The 23,948-nt window shown below is 72.0% G+C and carries 20 protein-coding genes; 9 read left to right on the forward strand and 11 right to left on the reverse strand.

Annotation, left to right across the window (positions count from 1 at the left end):
- Positions 1-55 precede the first annotated feature (55 nt).
- The gene (locus tag AB0D01_RS21190; protein ID WP_363057441.1) at positions 56-2,431 is read right to left on the reverse strand and encodes an ATP/GTP-binding protein; all 2,376 of its coding nucleotides are present in this window, start codon (positions 2,429-2,431) and stop codon (positions 56-58) included.
- Between the two features lie 257 nt (positions 2,432-2,688).
- On the opposite strand from AB0D01_RS21190, the gene gabT reads away from it, so the two are divergent.
- Both gabT and AB0D01_RS21200 read left to right on the forward strand, forming a co-directional pair.
- Positions 2,689-4,023 carry a 4-aminobutyrate--2-oxoglutarate transaminase gene (gabT, locus tag AB0D01_RS21195; RefSeq protein WP_363057443.1) on the forward strand — a complete coding sequence of 445 codons (1,335 nt, stop codon included), beginning with the start codon at positions 2,689-2,691 and terminating at the stop codon, positions 4,021-4,023.
- A gap of 450 nt (positions 4,024-4,473) precedes the next feature.
- Positions 4,474-4,989 carry a phosphatase PAP2 family protein gene (locus AB0D01_RS21200; RefSeq protein WP_363057445.1) on the forward strand — a complete coding sequence of 172 codons (516 nt, stop codon included), beginning with the start codon at positions 4,474-4,476 and terminating at the stop codon, positions 4,987-4,989.
- Here the strand turns inward: AB0D01_RS21200 and AB0D01_RS21205 are convergent.
- The 8 genes from AB0D01_RS21205 to AB0D01_RS21240 form a co-directional block, all read right to left on the reverse strand.
- Positions 4,919-6,718, reverse strand: a complete 1,800-nt coding sequence (locus AB0D01_RS21205; protein ID WP_363057604.1) for a glycoside hydrolase family 18 protein — start codon at positions 6,716-6,718, stop codon at positions 4,919-4,921. The genes AB0D01_RS21200 and AB0D01_RS21205 overlap by 71 nt on opposite strands.
- Before the next feature lie 97 nt (positions 6,719-6,815).
- Positions 6,816-7,280, reverse strand: a complete 465-nt coding sequence (locus AB0D01_RS21210; protein WP_363057447.1) for a hypothetical protein — start codon at positions 7,278-7,280, stop codon at positions 6,816-6,818.
- A gap of 197 nt (positions 7,281-7,477) precedes the next feature.
- Positions 7,478-8,896, reverse strand: a complete 1,419-nt coding sequence (locus tag AB0D01_RS21215; RefSeq protein ID WP_363057449.1) for an FAD-dependent oxidoreductase — start codon at positions 8,894-8,896, stop codon at positions 7,478-7,480.
- A 42-nt stretch (positions 8,897-8,938) separates the two neighbouring features.
- Positions 8,939-9,745: an ABC transporter permease gene (locus AB0D01_RS21220; protein ID WP_363057451.1), complete on the reverse strand. Its 807-nt coding sequence runs from the start codon at positions 9,743-9,745 to the stop codon at positions 8,939-8,941.
- A complete protein-coding gene (locus AB0D01_RS21225) occupies positions 9,745-10,674 on the reverse strand; it encodes an ABC transporter permease (protein ID WP_363057453.1) in 930 nt (309 codons plus the stop codon). The genes AB0D01_RS21220 and AB0D01_RS21225 overlap by 1 nt, the downstream gene beginning before the upstream one ends.
- A complete protein-coding gene (locus tag AB0D01_RS21230; protein ID WP_363057455.1) occupies positions 10,671-11,837 on the reverse strand; it encodes an ABC transporter ATP-binding protein in 1,167 nt (388 codons plus the stop codon). The genes AB0D01_RS21225 and AB0D01_RS21230 overlap by 4 nt, the downstream gene beginning before the upstream one ends.
- A 91-nt stretch (positions 11,838-11,928) precedes the next feature.
- Complete coding sequence (locus AB0D01_RS21235) at positions 11,929-13,179, reverse strand: spermidine/putrescine ABC transporter substrate-binding protein (RefSeq protein ID WP_363057457.1); 1,251 nt, start codon at positions 13,177-13,179, stop codon at positions 11,929-11,931.
- A 72-nt stretch (positions 13,180-13,251) separates the two neighbouring features.
- Positions 13,252-14,769: a gamma-aminobutyraldehyde dehydrogenase gene (locus tag AB0D01_RS21240; RefSeq protein WP_363057605.1), complete on the reverse strand. Its 1,518-nt coding sequence runs from the start codon at positions 14,767-14,769 to the stop codon at positions 13,252-13,254.
- Between the two features lie 182 nt (positions 14,770-14,951).
- Between AB0D01_RS21240 and AB0D01_RS21245 the strand changes: the two genes are divergently transcribed.
- From AB0D01_RS21245 to AB0D01_RS21275, 7 genes are all read left to right on the forward strand, one after another.
- Positions 14,952-15,506, forward strand: a complete 555-nt coding sequence (locus AB0D01_RS21245; protein WP_363057459.1) for an NADAR family protein — start codon at positions 14,952-14,954, stop codon at positions 15,504-15,506.
- A complete protein-coding gene (locus AB0D01_RS21250) occupies positions 15,503-15,922 on the forward strand; it encodes an NUDIX hydrolase (RefSeq protein ID WP_363057461.1) in 420 nt (139 codons plus the stop codon). Before AB0D01_RS21245 ends, AB0D01_RS21250 begins: the two co-directional genes overlap by 4 nt.
- A 121-nt stretch (positions 15,923-16,043) precedes the next feature.
- Positions 16,044-17,069, forward strand: coding sequence for an adenosine deaminase (locus AB0D01_RS21255; protein WP_363057463.1), 1,026 nt, complete (start codon positions 16,044-16,046; stop codon positions 17,067-17,069).
- Between the two features lie 13 nt (positions 17,070-17,082).
- Positions 17,083-17,781 (forward strand): glycerophosphodiester phosphodiesterase, encoded by a 699-nt coding sequence (locus tag AB0D01_RS21260; protein ID WP_363057465.1) that lies wholly within the window; start codon positions 17,083-17,085, stop codon positions 17,779-17,781.
- 86 nt (positions 17,782-17,867) lie between these two features.
- A complete protein-coding gene (locus AB0D01_RS21265) occupies positions 17,868-18,947 on the forward strand; it encodes a histidine kinase (RefSeq protein WP_363057606.1) in 1,080 nt (359 codons plus the stop codon).
- A complete protein-coding gene (locus tag AB0D01_RS21270) occupies positions 18,944-19,621 on the forward strand; it encodes a response regulator transcription factor (protein WP_363057467.1) in 678 nt (225 codons plus the stop codon). The genes AB0D01_RS21265 and AB0D01_RS21270 overlap by 4 nt, the downstream gene beginning before the upstream one ends.
- A gap of 236 nt (positions 19,622-19,857) precedes the next feature.
- Positions 19,858-21,066 carry a serine hydrolase domain-containing protein gene (locus tag AB0D01_RS21275; RefSeq protein ID WP_363057469.1) on the forward strand — a complete coding sequence of 403 codons (1,209 nt, stop codon included), beginning with the start codon at positions 19,858-19,860 and terminating at the stop codon, positions 21,064-21,066.
- A 30-nt stretch (positions 21,067-21,096) separates the two neighbouring features.
- Here AB0D01_RS21275 and AB0D01_RS21280 read toward each other — a convergent pair whose 3' ends face one another.
- Positions 21,097-22,275, reverse strand: coding sequence for a spermidine/putrescine ABC transporter substrate-binding protein (locus AB0D01_RS21280; RefSeq protein ID WP_363057471.1), 1,179 nt, complete (start codon positions 22,273-22,275; stop codon positions 21,097-21,099).
- Positions 22,276-22,369: 94 nt separating this feature from the next.
- Positions 22,370-23,809 carry a gamma-aminobutyraldehyde dehydrogenase gene (locus AB0D01_RS21285; RefSeq protein ID WP_363057473.1) on the reverse strand — a complete coding sequence of 480 codons (1,440 nt, stop codon included), beginning with the start codon at positions 23,807-23,809 and terminating at the stop codon, positions 22,370-22,372.
- Positions 23,810-23,948 lie beyond the last annotated feature (139 nt).

Genomic DNA, 23,948 nt, shown 5'->3' on the forward strand with positions numbered 1-23,948 from the left:
TTCGCCGTGTCGTACGAACGACCCCTCTCGATTCTGCCACCTCGTACGGGTCCGCTCAGCCGCTCGTGGACAGGCGCAGCAGCAGCGGCGCGGCGCGCTCGCCGGTGACCGTGGTCAGGGACAGCACCGCGCAGCCCGGCGGCACGGCGTGCGCGAGGTCGGAGGCCGACCACCGTTCGCGCTCCACCTGGCGCACGGTCACCGCGTCGGTGGTGACCGCCTTGCCGGTGACCAGCTTGCGGAAGGCGTGGATGGCACGGGTCAGGGGCTGGTCGGCGAAGACGGTGCGGTGGGTGACGTCGCGGGTCTCCACCCACTCGGTGCCCCAGGCCTCGGCGAAGCGCTTGCCGTCCCAGGTCGTGATCCCGGAGAAGGCCATGCGGCAGCCGACCGCGCCGAGGAGCGGGGTGCGCAGGGCGTCCGGTACGTCGTCCAGGGTGCGCAGGGTCAGCAGGACGCCGGCGTGCGCCGAGCGGAGCCGCTGGATGCCGCGGACGGTGGCCGGGGTGAGGGTGTGCGAGGCGTCGTCGAGGGCGAGGAACGCGAACAGCGAGCGGTCGGCGCGGGCGGCGGCGCCGGCGTTGAACTGCGCGAGGAGCAGCCGGGCCAGCATCCGCGAGGCGTCGGCGTGGCCGCGTTCGGGAAGGTCGACGCGGACCCGGACGGGGTGTTCCAGGGCCCGCATGGAGAAGGAACGTCCCTGTCCGGTCGGGTCGAAGAACCCGGCGAAGGCGGGCCGGTCCAACAGGGCGACGCGGTCGGCGAGGGCCGGGCCGGGGTCGCCGGGCGCGCCGTGCTGACGGGCGCGGGCGTCGAGTTCGCGGAGCATGCCCTGCTGGCCGGTGCCCTCCAGGGCCTGGCGGAGCGCCGCGTGGGCGGAGGGCAGCTCGTCGAGCAGCTCGCGCAGCTCGGGCACGGCCGGGAAGCGGCCGTGGGCGGCGCGGAAGGGGCCGAGGAGCTGGGCGAGGGCGGTCGCGGCGCGGCGTACGTCGAGGCCGGGGACGTCTCCGACGAAGGCGTCGGCGAGGAGGGCGGCGGCCTCGTCGGGGTCGGCGGCGCCGCCGTAGAGGTCGAGGTCGTGGACGGATTCGGGGTCGCCGACGCGGACGACGACGTCGTAGGCCGCGTCCGGGCCGAGCGGGGCCCCGGCCGAGCCGACGGCGACGACGGCGGCCTGGCCGGCCAGGGCCTGGAGCGCGAGGGACTCCACGACGGGCCGCACGAGGCGGGCGCTCTTGCCGGTGCCGGAGGGGCCGACGGCCAGCAGGGAGGTCCCGAGGACGCCGGGGTCGAGGGCGAGGGGGGTGCCGCGGCGGGCGTAGGGGTTGCGCTCGCCGTCCTCGACGGTGCCGAGGAGCACCTGGCGGGTGAGCAGGTCGTGGCGGGCGGCGCGCACGGGGAGGTCGCGGTCGCCGGAGGGGTGCGCGCAGGCGCCGGCGCCCTTGGCGCGGACGGCGTCGGCGAAGGCCCCGAGCCGGGAGGGGTCGGCGCGCACGGACTCCCAGGCCCGCCGGATCCGCGCGAAGTCCACGTCGTTCATCCGCCCGGCCCCGGCCTCCCCGCCGAGCCGCTCGGCCACCTCCCCCATCCCGGCGGCCCTCAGCTCGGCCCACCGACTGGGATCGTCCGTGTGGTCGGAGGCCGGGGCATTCGACCGGATCCGGCCCATGGACGATGACGCGGGAGAGAGTGGCGGAGGCGAGGTGGGGGCGCGGAAGCGGTGCATCAACCGAACGCCTCCGCCGAGCCAGACGAACCCGAGGACGAGGACCACGTCGATCACCGTCCCGGTGGTGTCCACGAGTGCCCGGTTGGCCCTCTGGTCGGCCCCGAAGGAGAGGAACGATTCCACCAGCTGCCGGATCGGCAGCTGGTAGTTGTGGACGAGGAGCAACGTGACGTAGGCGAGGGGTACGACGGCGAGAGCCTGCACCCAGGCCCCTCGTGCGACCACGAGGCGGCTCCAGGCGGTGCTCCAGCTGCCCAGACGTCCGAATCCGTAGAGAAGGGCCCCGACGAAGAGGAGCTCGTAGAGCGGTTTGGCATGCATGCCCCCCGTCTTCGGGGCGGGCTCGCCGTTCGCGGCCCACCAATCGGAAGGCGTGAACAGCTTCACCGGAACGTCCCAGAAGGGGATGTAGGAGTTGCGCATGAGCGACCAGACGAGGACGCAGGCCAGCAGTGAGACGAGGGCCCCGACGGCGAGGGACCGGTCGGCGGTTCGCGCCGGCTCGCTCTGGAGGCGCGGGCGGTGGTCGAAGCGCCACACGCCCGGGTCCGCGCCCGGGCGGGGGGCGCGGAGCCATTCCACGAACGGGGCCGGGCCCACGGCCGGCGCGTGGGGTGGTCTCGGGGGGAGGGGGGGTGGCGTCGGGCGGGGGACGTGGCCCTCGCGGGTCGTGCGTCCGTCGTGCGTGCCCTCGGTGTTCATGAACCCCTGCCCCCTGCCCGTGACCGGCCCTGCGGCGCTCAATCTAGTGCCCGGCCCGCCCCCGCGGCCCGTACCCCGCATGATCCACGCACCGCGTCCCCGCCCGCACCCCGCCCGCGCCCCCGTTGCTTCCTATGGCCGTCACGGACAAGGACACGCGGGCACCACTCCCGAACGGAGCATGCCTTACCCCCTCCCCCGGGCCTAGCCTGCGGACAAAGACACAGTTGCGTCCGAAACACCCCAGGAGCCCCCCTATGACCGCTGTCCCGCAGGAGCGCAAGCTCGTCACCGCGATCCCCGGCCCCAAGTCGCAGGAGCTGCAGGCCCGCCGTCTCGGCGTCGTGGCCGGCGGCGTGGGCTCCGTCCTGCCCGTCTTCACCGCCCGCGCGGGCGGCGGCATCATCGAGGACGTGGACGGCAACCGCCTGATCGACTTCGGTTCCGGCATCGCCGTGACCTCCGTCGGCGCCTCCGCCGAGGCCGTCGTGCGCCGCGCCTCCGCGCAGCTCGCCGACTTCACGCACACCTGCTTCATGGTGACCCCCTACGAGGGCTACGTCGAGGTCTGCGAGGCCCTCGCCGAGCTGACCCCGGGCGACCACGCCAAGAAGTCGGCGCTGTTCAACTCCGGCGCCGAGGCCGTCGAGAACGCCGTCAAGATCGCCCGTTCGTACACCAAGCGCCAGGCCGTCGTCGTCTTCGACCACGGCTACCACGGCCGTACGAACCTCACGATGGCCCTGACCTCGAAGAACATGCCGTACAAGCAGGGCTTCGGTCCGTTCGCCCCCGAGGTCTACCGCGTGCCGGTCGCCTACGGCTACCGCTGGCCCACCGGTGCCGAGAACTGCGGCCCCGAGGCCGCCGCCCAGGCGATCGACCAGATCACCAAGCAGATCGGCGCCGACAACGTCGCCGCGATCATCATCGAGCCGGTCCTCGGCGAGGGCGGCTTCATCGAGCTGGCCAAGGGCTTCCTGCCGGCGATCGTGAAGTTCGCCAACGACAACGGCATCGTCTTCGTCGCCGACGAGATCCAGTCCGGCTTCTGCCGCACCGGCCAGTGGTTCGCGTGTGAGGACGAGGGCATCGTCCCGGACCTGATCACCACCGCCAAGGGCATCGCGGGCGGTCTGCCGCTCGCCGCCGTGACCGGCCGCGCCGAGATCATGGACGCCGCCCACGCGGGTGGCCTCGGTGGCACCTACGGCGGCAACCCGGTGGCGTGCGCCGGTGCGCTCGGCTCCATCGAGACCATGAAGGAGCTCGACCTCAACGCCGCGGCGAAGAAGATCGAGTCCGTCATGAAGGCCCGTCTGACGGCCATGCAGGAGAAGTACGACATCATCGGCGACATCCGCGGTCGCGGTGCGATGATCGCGATCGAGCTCGTCAAGGACCCGGTCTCCAAGACCCCGTTCCCGGAGGCGGCCGGCGCGCTCGCCAAGGCCTGCCACGCCGAGGGCGTCCTCGTCCTCACCTGTGGCACCTACGGCAACGTGCTCCGTTTCCTCCCGCCGATCGTCATCGGCGAGGACCTCCTGAACGAGGGCCTGGACGTCATCGAGGCCGCGTTCGCGACCCTCTGATCGAACGCCCGGTTCGAACGTCTAGAACGTCCGAACGCGGCGCCCGCCCCGCTACCGCGGGTAACGGGCGGGCGCTGTGAAGAAGGTGTGGGGGGCCGATGGCGGGAGCGCGTTCCCGCTGTCGGTCCCCTTTTCTCTGGCGTACGGTTTCTGCAGATGAGTGAGACAGACCGTTCCCGGAGTACCGGGGGCGATACCGGTACCGGGCTTCCCCAGCGCCGTACTGGGCATGCGTTCGCGCACACTCCTCTCCGATCGGACGGCCGTCCGCCCCAAACCCCCCGGGGCGCGCGGCGACCCGATCCGGGCGGCCGCCCCGGAACCATCCCCCCTGTTCCGGGGCGGCCGGCCACCCTCCCCGCCGCGCTCGCGGCCCTCTGCTGCGTCCTCTTCGCCCTGATCACCTGGCAGGTCCTGGTGTCGGGGCCGCTGTTGACCCCGGATCACGCGGTGAGCCGCGCCCTCGTGCGCTCCGTGCCGGACGCGGTCACCGAACGACTCTCCGACCTCGGCAACATCCCGGTCGCCGTGCCCGTCCTCGCCCTGGCCATGGCCTACGCCGCCCGGCGCGGCCGGGTCCGCGCCGCGCTCGCCGCCGGGCTCGCGATGGCCCTGGTGCCGGCGCTGGTGGTGCCGCTGAAGGCCTGGACGGCGCGCCCGGGCCCGCTGGAGCCCTGGGCCGCGGGGTACTTCCCCTCGGGCCACACCGCCACCGCGTTCGTGGCGTACGCGGGCGCCGCCTTGCTCGTCGGCCCGTACGCCCGCCGCCGGTGGCCCGCGGCCGTCGCCCTCGTGCTGACGGGGGCGACGGCCGCGGGGCTCGTCCTGCGGGGGTTCCACTGGCCGCTGGACGTGGTGGCGAGCCTGCTGCTGTGCACGCCGCTGGTGCTGGCGGTCAGGTGGTCCGACCGTGATAGCGGTCGAAGTTCTTCGAGAACTCCCAGGAGCCGAACCGGTCCCAGTTGATCGACCAGGTCATCAGGCCGCGCAGCGCGGGCCAGGTGCCGTGGGTCTGGTAGGTGCCGCAGTTCGTCTTCTTCGTCAGGCAGTCCAGCGCCTTGTTCACCTCGGCGGGCGGGGTGTGTCCGTTGCCCGCGTTGGGGGTGGCGGGGAGGCCGATGGCGACCTGTTGGGGGCGCAGCGGCGGGAAGACGCGGGCGGTGTTCCCGGCGACGGGGAAGCCGGTGAGGAGCATGTCGGTCATGGCGATGTGGAAGTCGGCGCCGCCCATGGAGTGGTACTGGTTGTCCAGGCCCATGATCGGTCCCGAGTTGTAGTCCTGGACGTGGAGCAGGGTCAGGTCGTCGCGCAGGGCGTGGATGACGGGCAGGTAGGCGCCGGCGCGCGGGTCCTGGCCGCCCCAGGGGCCGGATCCGTAGAACTGGTATCCGAGCTGGACGAAGAAGGTCTCGGGGGCCATCGTCAGGACGAAGTCCGCTCCGTAGCGGGCCTTGAGCGTCTTCACGGCGGAGATCAGGTTGACGATGACCGGGGTGGTGGGGGCGCGGAAGTCGGTGTCGCCGGTGGCGAGGGACAGGGAGTGGCCCTCGAAGTCGATGTCGAGGCCGTCGAGGCCGTACTCGTCGATGATCCTTCCGACGGAGGCGACGAAGGCGTCGCGGGCGGCGGTGGTGGCGAGTTGCACCTGTCCGTTCTGGCCGCCGATGGAGATGAGGACCTTCTTGCCGGCCGCCTGCTTGGCCTTGATCGCGGCCTTGAACTCGGCGGGGCTCTCCACGTTCGGGCATTCGGCGACCGGGCACAGCGAGAACCGGATGTCGCCGGAGGTGACGGAGGTCGGCTCACCGAAGGCCAGGTTGATCACGTCCCAGGAGGCGGGTACGTCGGCCATCCGGACGTAGCCGGAGCCGTTGGCGAAGCTCGCGTGCAGGTAGCCGACGAGGGCGTGGGCGGGCAGGCCGGGATCGCCCGGGTCGCCGCCGCCGGCGGTCGTGGTCGCGGTGACGGCGGCGCTCAGGGGCGATTCACCGGCCGCGTTGACGGCGCTGACGCGGAAGGAGTACGTGGTGGAGGCGGCGAGGCCGGTGACGGTCGTCGAGGTGCCGGCGACGGTCAGGGGCGCGGCGCCCTCTCGGTGGACCCGGTACGAGGCGGCACCGGGGGCAGCGGCCCAGGAGAGGTTCACGCCGCTCGCGCCGGCCGCGGACGCCGTGAGGCCGGTGGGGGCGGCCGGGGGCAGGGGCGGGGTCTGGCCCGGGTCGGGGCCGACGACGGAGAGGTCGTCGGTGAGGTGGGCCGGCTGGCCGTACCAGCCGTGGGTGAAGACGGTCACGGTGGTGGTGTTCGGGCCGGTGCGGAAGGTGGTGGTGAGCTGCTTCCAGGCGCCCGGACTCTGGGTCCAGGTGGACACGTCGGTGGTGCCGGTGCCGCTCGCGCCGAGGTAGACGTACGCGCCCTGCACCCAGGCGCCGAGCGTGTACGTGGAGTCCGGCTTGACGGTGACGGTCTGGGAGCAGCGGGCGTTGTCCTGGCCGGCGGGGGTGGCCCTGAGGGCGGCGGCGCCGCCGTGGACGGGGCCGGCGACGACGCTGCCGCTGCCGCCCGAGCAGCTCCAGCCGTCGAGGCCGGCCTCGAAGCCGCCGTTGCGGGCGAGGTCGGCGTCGGCCGCGCCGGCCGGTGGGCCCGCGGCGAGGAGTCCGGCCACCGCGAGGGCGGCGGCCGTGAGGAGGGACATGGCTCTGCGCACAACTGCCTCCGGAACATGGGGGGATGGAGCCAGGCCGCCGCTGATCGGACGGCGGCGCCCAACATGGTCCAGACCAATCCCGTTGTCAAGGGGTGCGGTCGTCCGCCCCCCGTACGCGCGGGGCCGCCTCGTGCATCGCGAGCTCCAGCACCGTCGGGTCGGTGAGCGTGCCCCGGCCGTCCGGGAGCACCAGCCAGCGGACCCCGCCCGTCGCCCGGCCGGGGTACGGGACCACGATCCAGGTGCCGTGCCCGGCCGCCCGTACGCCCGTACCGAGCCAGTGCGAGGCCGTGCCCGGGGGCACGAGGAAGCCCAGCCGGGTGTCGCCGAAGTCGCCGAGCACCGGACCGGGCGGCTCGGGGCGACGGCCGAGCACGCCGAGGGTGGCCAGCCCCAGCTCCCCCGGCAGGATCAGCACGTCCCACCGCCGGCCCGCGGGCAGCAGGGTCACGCCGAGGGGGTTGCGCTCCCACTCCCACCGGCAGGCATCGGGGTCCGGCGCCACCGAAACCAGCCATTCCACCGCCGTCTTGTCCCCCGGGAACGTCATCGCCCGGCCTCCGTTCGTCTCGTGTCGGTGAGGTGTCCTCACCGACAGAGAGCGGGGCCGGGCGGGGGTATGACGCGACTCGCGCCGGCCCGTCGGGGTGAACCGGGTCACGTGGTCAAGGCCGGGAAGCGGCGGGGGCGTGGCGGAGGGCGCCGGGGGCGTGGCGGGGTCCCCCCGCCGCCGCCCCCGGCCGGGTCTCAGCTGTCGAAGCCGAGGCCGAAGCGGTCCAGGGTGCGCAGCCACAGGTTGCGGCGCCCGCCGTGGGTGTCGGCGCGGGCCAGCGACCACTTGGTGAGGGTGATCCCGGTCCAGGCGAAGGGCTCCGGCGGGAACGGCATCGGCTTGCTGCGCACCATCTCCAGCCGGGTGCGCTCGCTGCGCACCCCGTCGAGGAGGTCGAGCATGACCTCGGCCCCGAAGCGGGTGGCCCCGACGCCGAGGCCGGTGTAGCCGGAGGCGTACGCCACCTTGCCGGAGTGGGCCGTGCCGAAGAACGCCGAGAAGCGGGAGCAGGTGTCGATCGCCCCGCCCCACGCGTGGCTGAACCTGAGCCCCTCCAGCTGCGGGAACGCGGTGAAGAAGTGCTCGGCCAGCTTGAGGTAGGTCTCGGGGCGGTGGTCGTACTCGGAGTCGAGCTTTCCCCGGTAGGGGTAGATGGCGTCGTAGCCGCCCCACAGGATGCGGTGGTCGGGGGTGATGCGGAAGTAGTGGAACTGGTTGGCGCTGTCGCCGAGGCCCTGGCGGCGCTTCCAGCCGATGGCTTCGAGCTGCTCCGGCGAGAGCGGCTCGGTCATGAGGGCGTAGTCGTAGACCGGCACCGTGAACGGGCGGATCCGCTTGACCAGCGAGGGGAAGATGTTCGTGCCGAGCGCGACCCGCCGGGCGGCGATCACCCCGTACGGGGTCTGCACGGTCATCCCGGAGCCCGCCGAGGAGATCTTCAGGCCGCGCGTGTTCTCGTAGATCCGCACGCCCAGCTCCAGGCAGGCGCGCTTGAGGCCCCAGGCGAGCCGGGCCGGGTTGAGCATGGCGACGCCGTCGCGGTCCCAGAGGCCGGCGAGGAAGGTCGGGGAGTCGACCTCGGCGCGCAGCGCGTCGCGGTCCAGCCATTCGGAGCCGTCGGCGAGACCGAGCCGGCGCGCCTCCTCGTGGAGTTCGCGCAGCTCCTCGACCTGGTGGGGTTCGGTGGCCACGTCGATCTCGCCGGTGCGCTCGAAGTCACAGTCGATGCCGTAGCGGGCGACCGCCGCCTCGATCTCGTCGAGGTTGCGGGCGCCCATCTCCTCCAGCTTCGCCAGCTCGTCGGGCCAGCGGGCGATGCCGTTGGCGAGTCCGTGGGTGAGGGAGGCGGCGCAGAACCCGCCGTTGCGGCCGGAGGCGGCCCAGCCGGCCTCCTTGCTCTCGATCAGGACCACGTCCCGGCCGGGGTCGCGTTCCTTGGCGATGAGCGCGGTCCACAGCCCGCTGTAGCCGGCGCCGATGACCAGCAGGTCGCACCGCTCGTTCGCGGTGAGCGTCGGCTCGGCGGGGGGCTTGCCGGGGTCGTCCAGCCAGTACGAGACCGGCTTCGCCTCGGAAAGGGATTTCGCAACACTACGCATGGCGACCGGTGCCATGGCTTCCAACTCCCTACGGAACTGATGACGCGCGTTTCCGAATTACTTCGGTTGTGCCTTCTTGCGGCGGTTGCCGACCATCTGGCCGGCGAGGACCACCAGCACCGCGATGACGAACATCGCCGTGCCGATGACGTTGATCTGTACAGGCGTACCGCGCTGGGCCGATCCCCACACGAACATGGGGAAGGTGACGGTGTTGCCCGAGTTGAAGTTGGTGATGATGAAGTCGTCGAACGACAGGGCGAACGACAGCAGGGCGCCCGCGGCGATGCCGGGGGCGGCGATCGGCAGGGTCACCCGCAGGAACGTCTGCACGGGCCCCGCGTAGAGGTCGCGGGCGGCCTCCTCCAGCCTCGGGTCCATCGACAGGACGCGCGCCTTGACGGCGGCCACGACGAAGCTGAGGCAGAACATCACGTGGGCGATCAGGATGGTCCAGAAGCCCAGCCGGATGCCCATGTTCAGGAACAGGGCGAGCAGCGAGGCCGCCATCACGATCTCCGGCATGGCCATCGGCAGGAAGATCAACGAGTTGACCGCGCCCCGCGCGCGGAAGCGGTAGCGCACCAGCGCGAAGGCTATGGCGGTGCCGAGGACGGTGGCGCCGATGGTGGCCCACAGGGCGATCTGGAGGGACAGCGCGAGGGATCCGCACAGGTCGGCGACCCCGCAGGGGTCCTTCCAGGCGTCGAGCGAGAACTCCTGCCAGGCGTAGTTGAACCGCCCGGTGGGGTTGTTGAAGGAGAAGACCGTCACCACGACGTTCGGCAGGATCAGGTACGCGAGCGTGCCCAGGCCCGCGACGACGACGAGGTTGCGGCGCAGCCACGCAAGGGGCTTGTTCATCAGACCAGGTCCTCCGTCCCCGCCCGGCGGATGTAGATGGTGACCATGATCAGCACGATGGCCATGAGGATGAAGGACAGCGCGGCCGCGGTCGGGTAGTCGAGGATGCGCAGGTACTGCGACTGGATGACGTTTCCGATCATCCGGGTGTCCGTGGAGCCGAGCAGCTCCGCGTTGACGTAGTCGCCGCTGGCCGGGATGAAGGTCAGCAGCGTGCCCGAGACCACGCCCGGCATGGAGAGTGGGAAGGTCACCTTGCGGAACACCGTGGCGGGACGGGCGTAGAGGTCGCCGGCGGCCTCGTGGAGGCGGGTGTCGATGCGCTCCAACGAGGTGTACAGCGGCAGGATCATGAAGGGCAGGAAGTTGTACGTCAGACCGCACACCACCGCGAGGGGGGTGGCGAGGACGCGCTCCCCCTCGGTCATGCCGAGCCAGCCGGTGACGTCGAGGAAGCCGATCGCGTTGAGGACCCCGACGACGGGGCCGCCGTCGGCCAGGATCGTCTTCCAGGCCAGGGTGCGGATCAGGAAGCTGGTGAAGAACGGGGCGATGACGAGGATCAGCAGCAGGTTGCGCCACCGGCCGGCCTTGAAGGCGATCAGGTAGGCCAGCGGGTAGCCCAGCAGCAGGCACAGGGCGGTCGCGGTGCCCGCGTAGAGCAGGGAGCGCAGGAACTGCGGGTAGTACTCGGTGAAGGCGTCCCAGTAGGTGGCGAAGTGCCAGGTGACCTCGAAGCCCTCTTCGAGCGAGCCGGTCTGCACCGAGGTGGAGGCCTGGTAGACCATCGGCAGCACGAAGAAGACGAGCAGCCACAGGATCCCGGGGAGCAGCAGCCAGTACGGGACCAGGCGCCTGCGCGTCGACGGCCTGTGCACCGGGGGTTCGGCGGGGGCGGGCGCCTGCGGGGGCGCGACGGTGGCGGTCACGCGCTCTCCTCGACGGTCTCGACGCCCGCGTCGCCCATCGTCCCCGCGAGCACGGACTGGGCGGCGTCGAGCCCGAAGGTGTGCTCGGGGTTCCAGTGCAGGACGACCTCGGCGCCGGGCACCAGGCGGGTGTCGCGCTCGATGTTCTGGACGTAGACCTCCAGCTCCGGGCAGACCGGGCTGTCGATCACGAACTGGGTGGAGACGCCGATGAAGGAGGAGGCGACGATCCTGCCGGTCACCCGGTTGCGGCCCGGCGCGAGGGCGTGCGCCTCGTCGGCGGGGACCAGGGAGATCTTCTCGGGCCGGACGCCCACGAGGAGGTTCCCGCCGGCCTTCGGGGTGGTCGAACACCGTGCGCCGGGCAGCCGCAGCCGGGTGCCGGCCGCCGAGACCACGACCTCCTCGCCCGCGGCGTCGACGGAGGCCTGGATGAGGTTGGAGGTGCCGAGGAAGTTCGCGACGAAGGTGGTGCGCGGGTTCTCGTACAGCTCGGCGGGGGCGCCCAGCTGTTCGACGCGTCCGCCGTTCATCACCGCGACCGTGTCGGCCATGGTCATGGCCTCCTCCTGGTCGTGCGTGACGTGCACGAAGGTGATGCCGACCTCGGTCTGGATCCGCTTGAGCTCCAGCTGCATCTGGCGGCGCAGCTTGAGGTCGAGGGCGCCCAGCGGCTCGTCGAGGAGGAGCACCTGGGGGTGGTTGATCAGGGCGCGGGCGACGGCGACGCGCTGCTGCTGCCCGCCGGAGAGCTGGTGCGGCTTGCGCCGCGCGAACTGGCCGAGCTGGACGAGGTCCAGCATGTCGTCGACCTGCTTCTTGACGGACTTGATGCCGCGTCGGCGCAGCCCGAAGGCGACGTTCTCGAAGATGTCCATGTGCGGGAACAGGGCGTAGCTCTGGAAGACGGTGTTCACCGGGCGCTTGTACGGCGGCAGGTGCGTGACCTCGCGCTCGCCGAGGCTGACCGTGCCGGTGGAGGGCTCCTCCAGGCCGGCGATCATGCGCAGGGTGGTGGTCTTCCCGCAGCCGGAGGCGCCGAGCAGGGCGAAGAAGGAGCCCTGGGGGATGGTGAGGTCGAGGGGGTGCACGGCGGTGAAGGAGCCGTAGTGCTTGCTGATCCCGGCGAGGCGGACGTCCCCGCTCGCGGTCTTGTCAGTCATGGGCCTGGGCCTTCGGTGGTGTGTCGTCGGAAGGGGGACGGGGCGCGGGGGGTGCGGGGACCGGGCGCCGTACGGCGTGCGGAGGGGTGCGTCAGGCTCCGATGAGCTTGGCGAACTTCTCCTCGTACGCCGTCTCCTCCTCGCTGCCGAGGGAGCGGAAGGCGTGGGACTTGGCGGTCATCGCCTTGTCCGGGACGATCAGCGTGTTCTGCGCGAGCGCGGGATCGATCTTGGCGAGCTCGTCCCCGACCCCTTCGACGGGGCATACGTAGCTGATGAACGCGGCCAGTTGGGCCGCCACCGGGAGCTCGTAGTAGTAGTCGATGAGCTTCTCGGCGTTGGCCTTGTGCCGGGCCTTCGCGGGGACCAGCAGGTTGTCGCTGGAGGTGATGTAGCCGGCGGCGGGGATCGCGTACTTGATGTCGGGGTTGCCGGCCTGGAGCTGGATGACGTCGCCCGCCCAGGCGAGGCAGGCCGCGATGTCGCCCTTGTCGAGGTCGGCGGTGTAGTCGTTGCCGGTGAAGCGGCGGATCTGCTTGGTGTCGACGCCCTTCTGGAGGCGGCCGATGGCCCCGTCGTAGTCGGCGGTGGTGAAGTTCGCCGGGTCCTTGCCCTGGTCGAGGAGGGTCATGCCGACGGTGTCACGCATCTCGGTGAGGAAGCCGACCCGGCCCTTGAGGGTGGGGTCGTCGAGGAGTTGGGTGACGGAGTCGACCTTCCGCCCCTCGGTGGCCTTCTCGTTGTAGGCGATGACGGTGGAGATGCCGGTCCACGGATAGCTGTACGCGCGGCCGGGGTCCCAGTCGGGGCTGCGGAACTGGGGGGAGAGGTTGGCGTAGGCGTGCGGCAGGTGGGAGGCGTCCAGGCGCTGGGCCCAGCCGAGTCGGATGATGCGGGCCGCGAGCCAGTCGGTGACGACGATCAGGTCGCGACCGGTGTCCTGGCCGGCCGCGAGCTGCGGGCGGATCTTCCCGAAGAACTCGACGTTGTCGTTGATGTCCTCGGTGTACTTGACCTCGATGCCGGTCCGCTTGGTGAACTCCTCCAGCGTGGGACGGGACTTCTCGTCCTCGCTGGTGTCCATGTACTCGGTCCAGTTGGAGAAGACGAGCTCCTTCTCCCGGTCCGAGTGGTCGTCGGAGGCGGCCGCCTGTCCGCCCTCGCGCTTGGCGGGCGGGATCCCGCACGCGGTGAGGGAGGACAGGCCCCCGAGGGTGAGCGCTCCGAGACCGGAGGCGCGCAGGAGAGAACGACGGGTGAGGGCCCCGCGCCCGCTGGTGAGGCTGCGCCGCATCGCGGCCAGCTGCGGCGCCGAGAGGCTGCCGGGCTCGAACTGCTCCATGAGCTGTGCCCTTTCGGGATGGGTGTGCCGCTGGTCAGGCGGAGTCGGCCACGCGGTGGTAGCCGCGTGCGGTCAGGTGCGGTCCCCGAAGATCGTGCGGTGCCAGTTCTTCGCGGCGACCGCAGTATTGTCGAACATCACATGCTTGACCTGCGTGTACTCCTCGAATGAGTAGGCGCTCATGTCCTTGCCGAACCCACTGGCCTTGTAACCGCCGTGGGGCATCTCGCTGATGATCGGGATGTGGTCGTTGACCCACACGCAGCCTGCCTTCAGCTCTCGGGTGGCGCGGCCCGCCCGGTAGAGGTCGCGGGTCCAGGCGGACGCGGCGAGCCCGTACGGGGTGTCGTTGGCCAGCGCCAGCCCCTCCTCGTCGGTGTCGAAGGGCAGCACGACCAGGACCGGCCCGAAGATCTCGGACTGGACCACCTCGCTGTCCTGCGCCGCGCCGGTGATGAGGGTGGGGCGGTAGTAGGCGCCCGCCGCCCGGTCCCCGCCGGGGACCTCGCCGCCGGTGACGACGGTGGCGTACGAGCGGGCCCGCTCGACGAACCCGGCGACGCGGTCGCGCTGGGCGTGCGAGACCAGCGGTCCGAGGTCGGTGTCGGGGGCGAACGGGTCGCCGACGCGGACGCCCTCCATCAACTCGGCCACCCGCGCGACGAAGGCGTCGTGGAGGGGGCGCTGGACGTAGGCGCGGGTGGCGGCCGTGCAGTCCTGTCCGGTGTTGATGAGGGAGGCGGCCACGGCCCCGTGGGCGGCGGCCTCCGGGTCGGCGTCGTCGAAGACCACGAAGGGGGCCTTGCCGCCGAGTTCGAGGTGGAGCCGCTTCACGGTGGCGGTGGCGATCTCCGCGACCCGCTTGCCGACGGCGGTGGAGCCGGTGAAGGAGGTCATGACCACGTCGGGGTGGCCGACCAGGTGCTCCCCCGCGTCGCGGCCCGCGCCGGTGACGATGTTGATCACGCCGTCGGGCAGTCCCGCCTCCTTGGCCGCCTGGGCGAACATCAGGGAGGTCAGGGGGGTGAGTTCGGCCGGCTTCAGCACGATCGTGTTGCCCGCGGCCACGGCCGGGAGGATCTTCCACGCGGCCATCTGGAGCGGGTAGTTCCAGGGGGCGATGGAGCCGACGACCCCGATCGCCTCGCGGCGCACGTAGGAGGTGTGGTCCGCGCTGTACTCGCCGGCCGCCTGTCCCTGGAGGTGGCGGGCCGCGCCCGCGAAGAAGGCGGTGTTGTCGATGGTGCCCGGTACGTCGAACTCCGTCGTCAGCCTCAGCGGCTTGCCGCACTGCAGGGACTCGGCGTACGCGAAGTCCTCCGCCTGCGCGGCCAGTACGCCGGCCAGCCGGTGCAGCGCGTCCGAGCGCTCCCCGGGAGTGGCGGCCGACCAGGCCGGGAAGGCCCGCGCGGCGGCGGCGACGGCCTCGTCCACGTCGGCCGTGCCGGCCAGTTCGTAGGTGAGGACCTCCTCCCCGGTGGCGGGATCGATCACGGTGTGCGAACGTCCTGAGGTACCCGACCTCAGGCGCCCGTCGATGTACTGCGCGCCGTCTGCGAAGCGGTCCTTGACCTGGAAGCGGTTGCCCATCACGCTCTCACGCTCTCCGTAGCTACAGCTCGAATTGAGTGCCGATCCTGGCAGAGGCGTTCTCCTCAGCCAAGGGATTCCGTTGTTGCCTTTTGATTACGCGACGGAATCGGTCGACCATGTGTCGAGGCGCGACCGAAATCCCGTACGAAGTGTCCGTGGTGGCTGTCAGACTCGCGTGCATGGAGATGATCGACACGTTGATCGGGCAGGTCAGCCGGGGTGAACGGGTGAAGTTCCTGCCCTTCTGGGGGCACCGACCGCAGGCGGACGGCCGGCTCGGCCCGAGCTGCCTCAGCCAGTGGTGGCCCTCCGCCTTCACCGTGGGTGAGGTCCGGTACGCCACGGCGGAACACTGGATGATGGCCGGCAAGGCCCGCCTCTTCGGGGACGCCGCGGCCGAGCGTGCGGCCCTGGAGGCGAAGACCCCGGGGGCGGCGAAGACGGCCGGCCGGATGGTCCGCGGTTTCGACGACGCCGTCTGGGAGCGGGAGCGGTTCGCCCTGGTCGTGGAGGGCAGCGTGCACAAGTTCGGCTCGGACCCGGCCCTGCGCGCCTACCTGCTGGGCACGGGCTCGCGCGTCCTGGTCGAGGCGAGCCCGCTCGACCGGATCTGGGGCATCGGCCTCGCCGCCGACGACGACCGGGCACTGGACCCCGCCCGCTGGCGCGGGCTGAACCTGCTCGGCTTCGCGCTGATGGAGGCCCGCGAACGCCTGCGCGCCGAGGCCGCGTGAACCCGGCGGAGCGGCGCCGGGTCGCCGCGGTCATCGTCCGCGACGGCCGCGTCCTGATGGTGCGCGAGCGGCACCGGGGCCCGTCCGGGCTGCACGACGGGGAGGAGTACTGGACCCTGCCGGGCGGCGGCGTGGAGCCCGGCGAGGATCCGGAGGCGGCCGTACGGCGGGAGGTGGCGGAGGAGACGGGGCTGCGCGCCCTGGAGGTGCGGTACGCGTTCGACGCGCCGTACCCCTCCGGCCGGACCTCCTGCTACCGGGTGGAGGTCGCCCCCGGGGAGCCGCGGCTCGGGGTGGACGCGGACCTGGAGTGCGCGTGCCCCCGGATGGTGGGGCTGGTCTGGGTTCCGGCGGCGCGCGCGGAGCCGGGCGGGGAGTACATGGTGGCGACGCTGCTCAAGGCCGCCCCGCGGTGACCTCGCGCTCGTGCGGCGCCCTCCTCTTCGTACGGCCGTGCCGAGCGCTGCCACCGACAGTGACGGCTCTGCCTACGATGAGGACGAACCGCCCGCACCCGCGTCTCCCGGAGGCCCACCCATGACCGACCTGCACCCCTTCATCGCGGGGCTGCCCAAGGCCGAACTCCACGTCCACCACGTCGGTTCCGCCTCCCCCCGCATCGTGGCCGAACTCGCCTCCCGCCACCCCGACTCGAAGGTCCCCACCGACCCCGAGGCGCTGGCCGACTACTTCACCTTCACCGACTTCGCCCACTTCATCGAGGTCTACCTGTCGGTGGTCGACCTGGTCCGCACCCCCGACGACGTCCGCACCCTGACCTTCGAGGTCGCGCGCGACATGGCCCGGCAGAACATCCGGTACGCCGAGCTGACCATCACCCCGTACTCCTCCACCCGCCGCGGCATCGACGAGAAGGCCTTCATGGCCGCCATCGAGGACGCCCGCGTGGCCGCCGAGGCCGAACTCGGCGTCATCCTGCGCTGGTGCTTCGACATCCCCGGCGAGGCCGGACTGGAGGCCGCCGCCGAGACCGCGCGCCTCGCCGTCGACCTGCGCCCCGAGGGCCTGGTCTCCTTCGGCCTGGGCGGCCCCGAGATCGGCGTCCCGCGCCCGCAGTTCAAGCCCTACTTCGACCGGGCCCGCGCCGCCGGCCTGCACAGCGTCCCGCACGCCGGCGAGACCACCGGCCCGGAGACGATCTGGGACTCCCTCCGCGAGCTGGGCGCCGAGCGCATCGGTCACGGCACGAGCGCCACGCAGGACCCGGAGCTGCTGAAGTACCTCGCCGAGCACCGGATCGCCCTGGAGGTCTGCCCGACCTCCAACATCGCCACGCGCGCCGTCACCGACCTCGACCGGCACCCCGTCAAGGAGATGGTGGCCGCGGGCGTGCTCGTCACCATCAACAGCGACGACCCGCCGATGTTCGGCTCCGACCTCAACAACGAGTACGCGGTCGCCGCCCGCCTCCTGGACCTCGACGAGCGCGGTCTCGCCCGGCTCGCGAAGAACGCCGTCGAGGCCTCCTTCCTGGACGAGGCCGGCAAGGCGAAGCTGAACGCGGAGATCGACACGTACACCGACGCCTGGCTCGCCCGCTGAAGTCCCCCCGAGAATGGGGGGCATGAGCACCCTTATCTCGGTCGGCCACCGCGGCGATCCCTACCGCTTCCGTGAGAACACCCTCGCCTCCGTCCGCTCCGCCTTCGATCGCGGAGCGGACGCGGTCGAGCTCGACGTACGGCTGACCCGTGACGGGGTGCCGGTCCTGCTCCACGACGAGACCCTCCTGCGGTTGTGGGGGCACGACGTACGGCTGGACGCGGTGACCTCCTCCCAGCTGCGGGAACTGACGGGGGGCGGGGTCCCGACCCTGCGCGAGGCGCTGATGGCGGCCGGCGCCGGCCGGGTGATGCTCGACCTGCCGGGCGCCTCGACGGAGTCGGTGCGCACCGTCGTCGACCTGGTGCGCGAGTGCGGGGCGCGCGACCGTACGTACTACTGCGCCGGCCCGAACACCATGCTGGCCGTCCGCGCCGCCGATCCGGGGGCGGAGATCGCGCTGACCTGGACCACCCTGTCGCCGCCGCGGCGGGTGCTGCTCGACGCGGTGGCCCCGCGCTGGCTGAACTACCGCTTCGGGCTGGTCAGCCGGGAACTGACCGACGCGCTGCACCGGGACGGTCTGCTGGTGTCGGCGTGGACGCCCGACACGAAGGCCTCGATGCGCGCCGTCGTCAAGGCCGGCGCCGACTCCGTCACCACCAACCGGGTGGACGCGTTGGCCGAGGTCAGAGCCGGACTCGGGCGGTGATACGGGCCCTTCGGGAGGGGGTCCTCGGGGCGGATCCCCGCCGGCGGGACCTCGGGCTGACCCTGCTGGTGCAGGTGGCCGTCACGATGCCGTTCGTGGTGCCCCGCTCGCCCGAACTCCCGGCCGCGACCTGGACCTCGTACGCGATGACCACGGCCGCCGTGGTGCCACTGATCTGGCGGCGCCGGGCGCCGGTGACCGTGCTGTGCGCGAACGTGGTCCTCGGCGGGGTGTACAGGGTCGCCTTCGAGGGGCCCGGGCAACCGCTGCCGTACGCGGGGCTGATCGCCTTCTACACCGTCGCCCTGATGTGCGCCCCGCGGGTCCGCGCGGCCGTGGGGCTGGGCACCGCGGCGGCGGTCGCGCTGTCGGTGGGCTGGGAAACGGGGACGGCGCGGGAGCTGCTGTTCACGCTCTTCGTCTCGGGGGCGGCCTACGCGCTGGGGCGCCTGCAGTACACGCGGCAGGCCTACACCGAGGCCGTCGAGGCCCGCGCCGCCGAACTGGAGCGGGCCAACCGGATCGAGGCGGAACAGGCCGCCGCGCGCGAACGGGCCCGGATCGCCCGCGAGATGCACGACATCCTGTCGCACGCGGTCAGCATCATGGTCGTGCAGGCGGAGGCGGGCCCCGTGGCCGTCCGCAGGGCGCCGGAGCGGGCCGAGGCCGCCTTCGATGCGATCGCGGAGACGGGGCGGGACGCCATGGGCCAGCTGCGCGCGATGCTGGGCGTGCTGCGCACCGACGCGGGGGCGCCGCGCGCCCCTCAGCCGGGGATCGCCGCGCTGCCGGAGCTGCTGGACCGGGTCCGGGCCGGCGGTCTTCGGGTGGCGTACGAGCGGACCGGCGCGGTGCGCGAGGTGTCGGCCGGGCTGGGGACGACGGTGTACCGGGTGGTGCAGGAGGCCCTCACGAACGTGGTGCGGCACGCCGGCGCCGCCTCGGCGCGGGTGGCGCTCGCGTACGGGCCGGACGAGCTCACGGTGACGGTGACGGACGACGGCCGGGGACCCGGCGGAGCCCCGGGCGGCGGGCACGGCCTGATCGGGATCCGGGAGCGGGCGGCGGCGCACGCGGGGACGGCGTGGAGCGGTCCGGGCCCGGACGGGCGGGGGTACGCGGTGCGGGTCACCCTTGTAACCTCGCCGCTGGGGGTGGGGACTTGACGATCCGTGTGGTGGTGGCCGACGACCAGGAGCTGGTGCGCAGCGGCTTCGCGATGATCCTGGACGTCCAGGAGGACATCGAGGTCGTGGCGGAGGTCGGGGACGGCGCGGCGGCGGTGGCGGCCGTGGAGCGGCTCGCCCCGGACGTGGCGCTGTTGGACGTGCGGATGCCGGTGCTGGACGGGATCGAGGCCTGTCGGGCGATCTCGGCGCGCGGTGCGTGCCGGACGGTGATGCTGACGACCTTCGACTCGGACGAGTACGTGTACGAGGCGCTGCACGCGGGGGCGAGTGGCTTCCTGCTGAAGGACGTGCGGCGGGACGATCTGGTGCACGCGGTGAGGGTGGTGGCGGCGGGCGAGTCCCTGCTGGCGCCGTCGGTGGCGCGGCGGCTGATCGAGGAGTACACGGCGGTGACGGCGCGGCCGCCGGCGGGCCCGGACCTGGCGGCGGACCGGTTGGAGGTGTTGACGGCGCGCGAGCGGGAGACGTTGCTGCACCTGGGGCGGGGGCTGTCGAACGCGGAGATCGCGGCGGCGCTGGTGGTGAGCGAGCACACGGTGAAGTCGCACGTGGGGAACGTGCTGGCGAAGCTGGGGCTGCGGGACCGGATCCAGGCGGTGATCTGCGCGTACGAGACGGGGTTGATCGCGGCGGGTTCGGCGTCGTCGTAGCGGCGGCGCGGCTGCGCCGTGGCATGCCCGCGGCGGCGCCATGTCCATGCTTCCCCTCGCCTCCTCCCTCTCGGGTCTCTCCCTCCGGAGAGGGAGGGGACGGCGTGTCGACTCCCTCGCGCCGGCTATTCGTCACACCGGTGAAGACCCCTCTCGGTGGTGATCCGCGCCGGCCGCGCCGGCGGCAGCATGGAGTCATCGGGGCAGCGGGCCCCGCGGATCTCACAGGGGACGTCATGAGGGCAACGACGCGCACGCTGATCGCCGCCGCGCTGGTCGTGGGCATCGGCGCGGGGCCGGTGGCGGGGGCGCAGGCGGCGTCCGGGAGGGCCGGTGTCGCAGCCGGGGCCTCGGCGCCGGCGCCGCAGCCGTCGGTGGTGACCCCGCCGAACGCGGCGGCGCTGGAGAAGGCCATCGCGGGTCTGGGCGCCGATCACGCGGACGCGACGGCCGCGCTGGTGCGGGTGGGCGGTACGGGCGGGAGCTGGCGGGGCGCCTCCGGTGTCGCGGACGTCCGTACGGGCCGGGCGGCGATCGCGGAGGGCCGCTTCCGGGCCGGGTCGGTGACGAAGACGTTCACGGCGGCGGTGGTGCTCCAGTTGGTCGCCGAGGGCCGCATCCGGCTGGAGGGGACGGTGCAGGAGTACCTGCCGGGGTTGTTGCCGGCGAGCTTCAAGCCGGTCACCGTGCGGCAGTTGCTGAACTACACGAGCGGCATCCGGCCGGCCGACAGCCCGGGTGACACCTTCGCGGACGCCTACGCCCACCGTTTCGACGTGGAGGACCCGCGCCGGATGATCGCGAACGCGGTCGCCAAGGGGCCCGAGTTCGACCCGGGCACCCGGCAGCACTACCTCAACATCGACTACACCGTCCTGGGCGTCCTCATCGAGAAGGTGACGGGCACCTCGTACGAGAAGGCGCTGACGGCGCGGATCCTGGAGCCCCTCGGGCTGCGCGACACCTCGCTGCCGGGCCGTACGCAGACGCGGATCCCGGGCCCGCACAACCACGGCTACCAGGCGGTGACCTCGCCCGACGGGACGCGGAAGCTGGTCGACGTGAGCGTGTGGGGTTCCTCGTGGGAGTGGGCCGCCGGGGACCTCATATCGACCACCGCCGACCTGGAGCGGTTCACGAAGGCCCTGTTCGGCGGACGGGTGGTGCCGGCGAGGCAGTTGGAGGAGATGTTCACCGTTCCGGCCGTTCCCGACGTCACCACCGGGGCGCCCGCCGATCAGACCGCCGGGCTGAGGCGGTTCGTCCTGGCGGACGGCACGGTGGCCTGGGGCAAGACCGGCGGTCGGCACGGCTACAACACCGCGATCGGTGCCACGCGCGACCTGTCCCGCACGCTGGTGTACTCGGTGAACTCCACCGATGCCAAGGGGCGGGACATGAACAAGGTGGCGTTCGGCATCGTGTCGGCGGCCTTCGCCGAGTAGCGGGGCGGGTGCGTGGCGGGCGCCGCGCGGTCACAGGCCGACGAGGGAGTTCCAGCGCTTGGCGAAGGACGGGCGCTCGGCCGAGGAGATGTCCCGGGCGACCACGAGCCGCTTGCGCATGGCCTCGTCCGGGAAGATCAGCGGATGCTCGGCGAGCGTTGCGGTCTCCTTGTCCGGGGAGGCGGCGAGGACCTCGCGGGCGGCGGGCACGGGGCAGACGTAGTTGACGGCGGCGGCGAGTTCGGCGGCCACCTCGGGGTCGTAGTAGTGGTCGACGAGGGCCTCGGCGTTGGCCTTGTGCCGGGCGAGGTTGGGGACCAGCAGGCTCTCCGCCCAGAGTTCGGCGCCCTCCTCGGGCACCACGAACTCGATGTCGGGGTTGTCGGCCTGGAGTTGGATGGCGTCGCCGGAATACGCCTGGCAGGCCAGGACGTCGCCCTTGCTCAGGTCCGAGGTGTAGTCGTTGCCGGTGAAGCGGCGGATGTGCCTGCGCCGGACGAGGTCGGCCACCTGGTCGCACACCCGGTGGAAGTCGGAGTCGGTCCAGCGGGTGACGTCCACGCCGTTGCCCTGCATGAGCAGGGCGAAGGACTCGTCAAGTCCCGAGAAGAGGGTGACCTTGCCCGCCAGGTCCGGGTGCCACAGGTCGGCGACCGAGCGGATCTCGCGGCCCAGGGCCTTGCGGTTGTAGGCGATGCCGGTGATGCCGGACTGCCAGGGGACGGTGTGCAGCCGGCCCTCGTCGAAGGCGGGTGAGCGCAGCTGGGGGTCGAGGTGGCGGGCGACATTGGCCTGTGCGGAGCGGTCCATCTTCTGGGCCCAGCCCAGGTGGACGAAGCGGGCGGCCATCCAGTCGCTGACGACGACGAGGTCGTGGCCGGTCTCCTGGCGGTTCATGAGGGCCGGGCTGACCTTGCCGAAGAACTCGTCGTTGTCGTTGATCTCCTCGCTGTAGCGGACCTCGATGCCGGTGCGCTCCGAGAAGGTCTTCAGGGTGGGGCGCGACTCCTCGTCGTCCTCGTCGGTGTCGATGTAGAGGGGCCAGTTGGAGAAGGCCACGCTCCGGTCCTCGGCCGACCGGTCCGGTCCGCGCCGGTGGCCCTCGGGGACGTAGGCGGCGGGAACTCCGCAGCCGACGAGGCCCGCCGCCAGGCCTGCGGCACCGAGGCCGCGCAGCACCGCGCGGCGGGAGAAGGCGAGTTGAGGCATGGGCACAGCCTCGAACACGGCGAAGGGGCGGGCAATAGACAAGGTGTCTACTGCCCGCCCCCGGCGGGAACTGTGGTGGTCAGTCCCCGAAGGGTCAGCCGTCGAGCGAGGTCATGACGTGCTTGATGCGGGTGTAGTCCTCGAAGCCGTAGGCGGAGAGGTCCTTGCCGTAGCCGGACTTCTTGAAGCCGCCGTGGGGCATCTCGGCGACGAGCGGGATGTGGGTGTTGATCCACACGCAGCCGAAGTCGAGGTTCTTGGACATGCGCATGGCGCGTCCGTGGTCCTTGGTCCAGACGGAGGAGGCGAGGGCGAACTCGACGCCGTTCGCGTACTCCAGGGCCTGGGCCTCGTCGCTGAAGGACTGGACGGTGATGACGGGGCCGAAGACCTCGTTCTGGATGATCTCGTCGTCCTGCTTGAGGCCGGAGACGACGGTCGGGGCGTAGAAGTAGCCCTTGTCGCCGACGCGGTGGCCGCCCGCCTCGACCTTGGCGTGGGCGGGCAGGCGCTCGATGAAGCCCGCGACCTGCGCCAGCTGGTTCGGGTTGTTCAGCGCGCCGTAGAGCACGTCCTCGTCGTCCGGGGCGCCGGTCTTCGTCTCGGAGGCGGCCTTGGCCAGCGCCGCGACGAACTCGTCGTGGATCGACTCGTGGACGAGCACGCGGGTGGCGGCGGTGCAGTCCTGGCCGGCGTTGAAGTAGCCGGCGACGGCGATGTCCTCGACGGCCTTCGCGAGGTCGGCGTCCTCGAAGACCACGACGGGGGCCTTGCCGCCGAGCTCCAGGTGGACGCGCTTGACGTCCTTGGAGGCGCTCTCGGCGACCTGCATGCCGGCGCGCACCGAACCGGTGATGGAGGCCATCGCCGGGGTGGAGTGCTCGACCATGGCCTTGCCGGTCTCGCGGTCGCCGCAGACGACGTTGAAGACGCCCTTGGGCAGGATCGAGTCGATGATCTCGGCCATCAGGACGGTGGAGGCCGGGGTGGTGTCCGAGGGCTTGAGGACGACCGTGTTGCCCGCGGCGATGGCGGGAGCGAACTTCCACACGGCCATCATCATCGGGTAGTTCCACGGCGCGACCTGGGCGCAGACGCCGACCGGCTCGCGGCGGATGATCGAGGTCATCCCGTCCATGTACTCGCCGGCCGAACGGCCTTCGAGCAGGCGCGCGGCGCCGGCGAAGAAGCGGATCTGGTCCACCATCGGCGGCAGCTCCTCGCTCGCCGTGAGGCCCAGCGGCTTGCCGGTGTTCTCCGACTCGGCGGCCACCAGCTCGTCGGCGCGCGCCTCGAAGGCGTCCGCGATCTTGAGCAGGGCCTTCTGCCGTTCGGAGGGGGTGGTGTCGCGCCAGCCCGGGAAGGCGGCGGCGGCCGCGGCCATGGCGGCGTCCACGTCGGCCTGCCCGGACAGCGGCGCGGTCGCGTACACCTCGCCGGTGGCGGGGTTGACCACGTCGGTGGTCCGCCCGTCGGCGGCGTCCTTGAACTCCCCGCCGATGTAGTTGCGCAGACGACGCAGTTCGGTGGTCACTACAGCCACTCTCCTGATCACATGTCCAACGATTGAGACGACTACCAAAGACTAGCCCCTCTGGCGACGCTTTCGACAGGGCCAGATGCCGCCAACTACGAAATCCGTGCAATCGAAGACGCTCGACAACGGATTTCAT

It is taken from the genome of Streptomyces sp. NPDC048606 (assembly GCF_040650855.1).
In the GTDB taxonomy this organism is placed as follows: domain Bacteria; phylum Actinomycetota; class Actinomycetes; order Streptomycetales; family Streptomycetaceae; genus Streptomyces.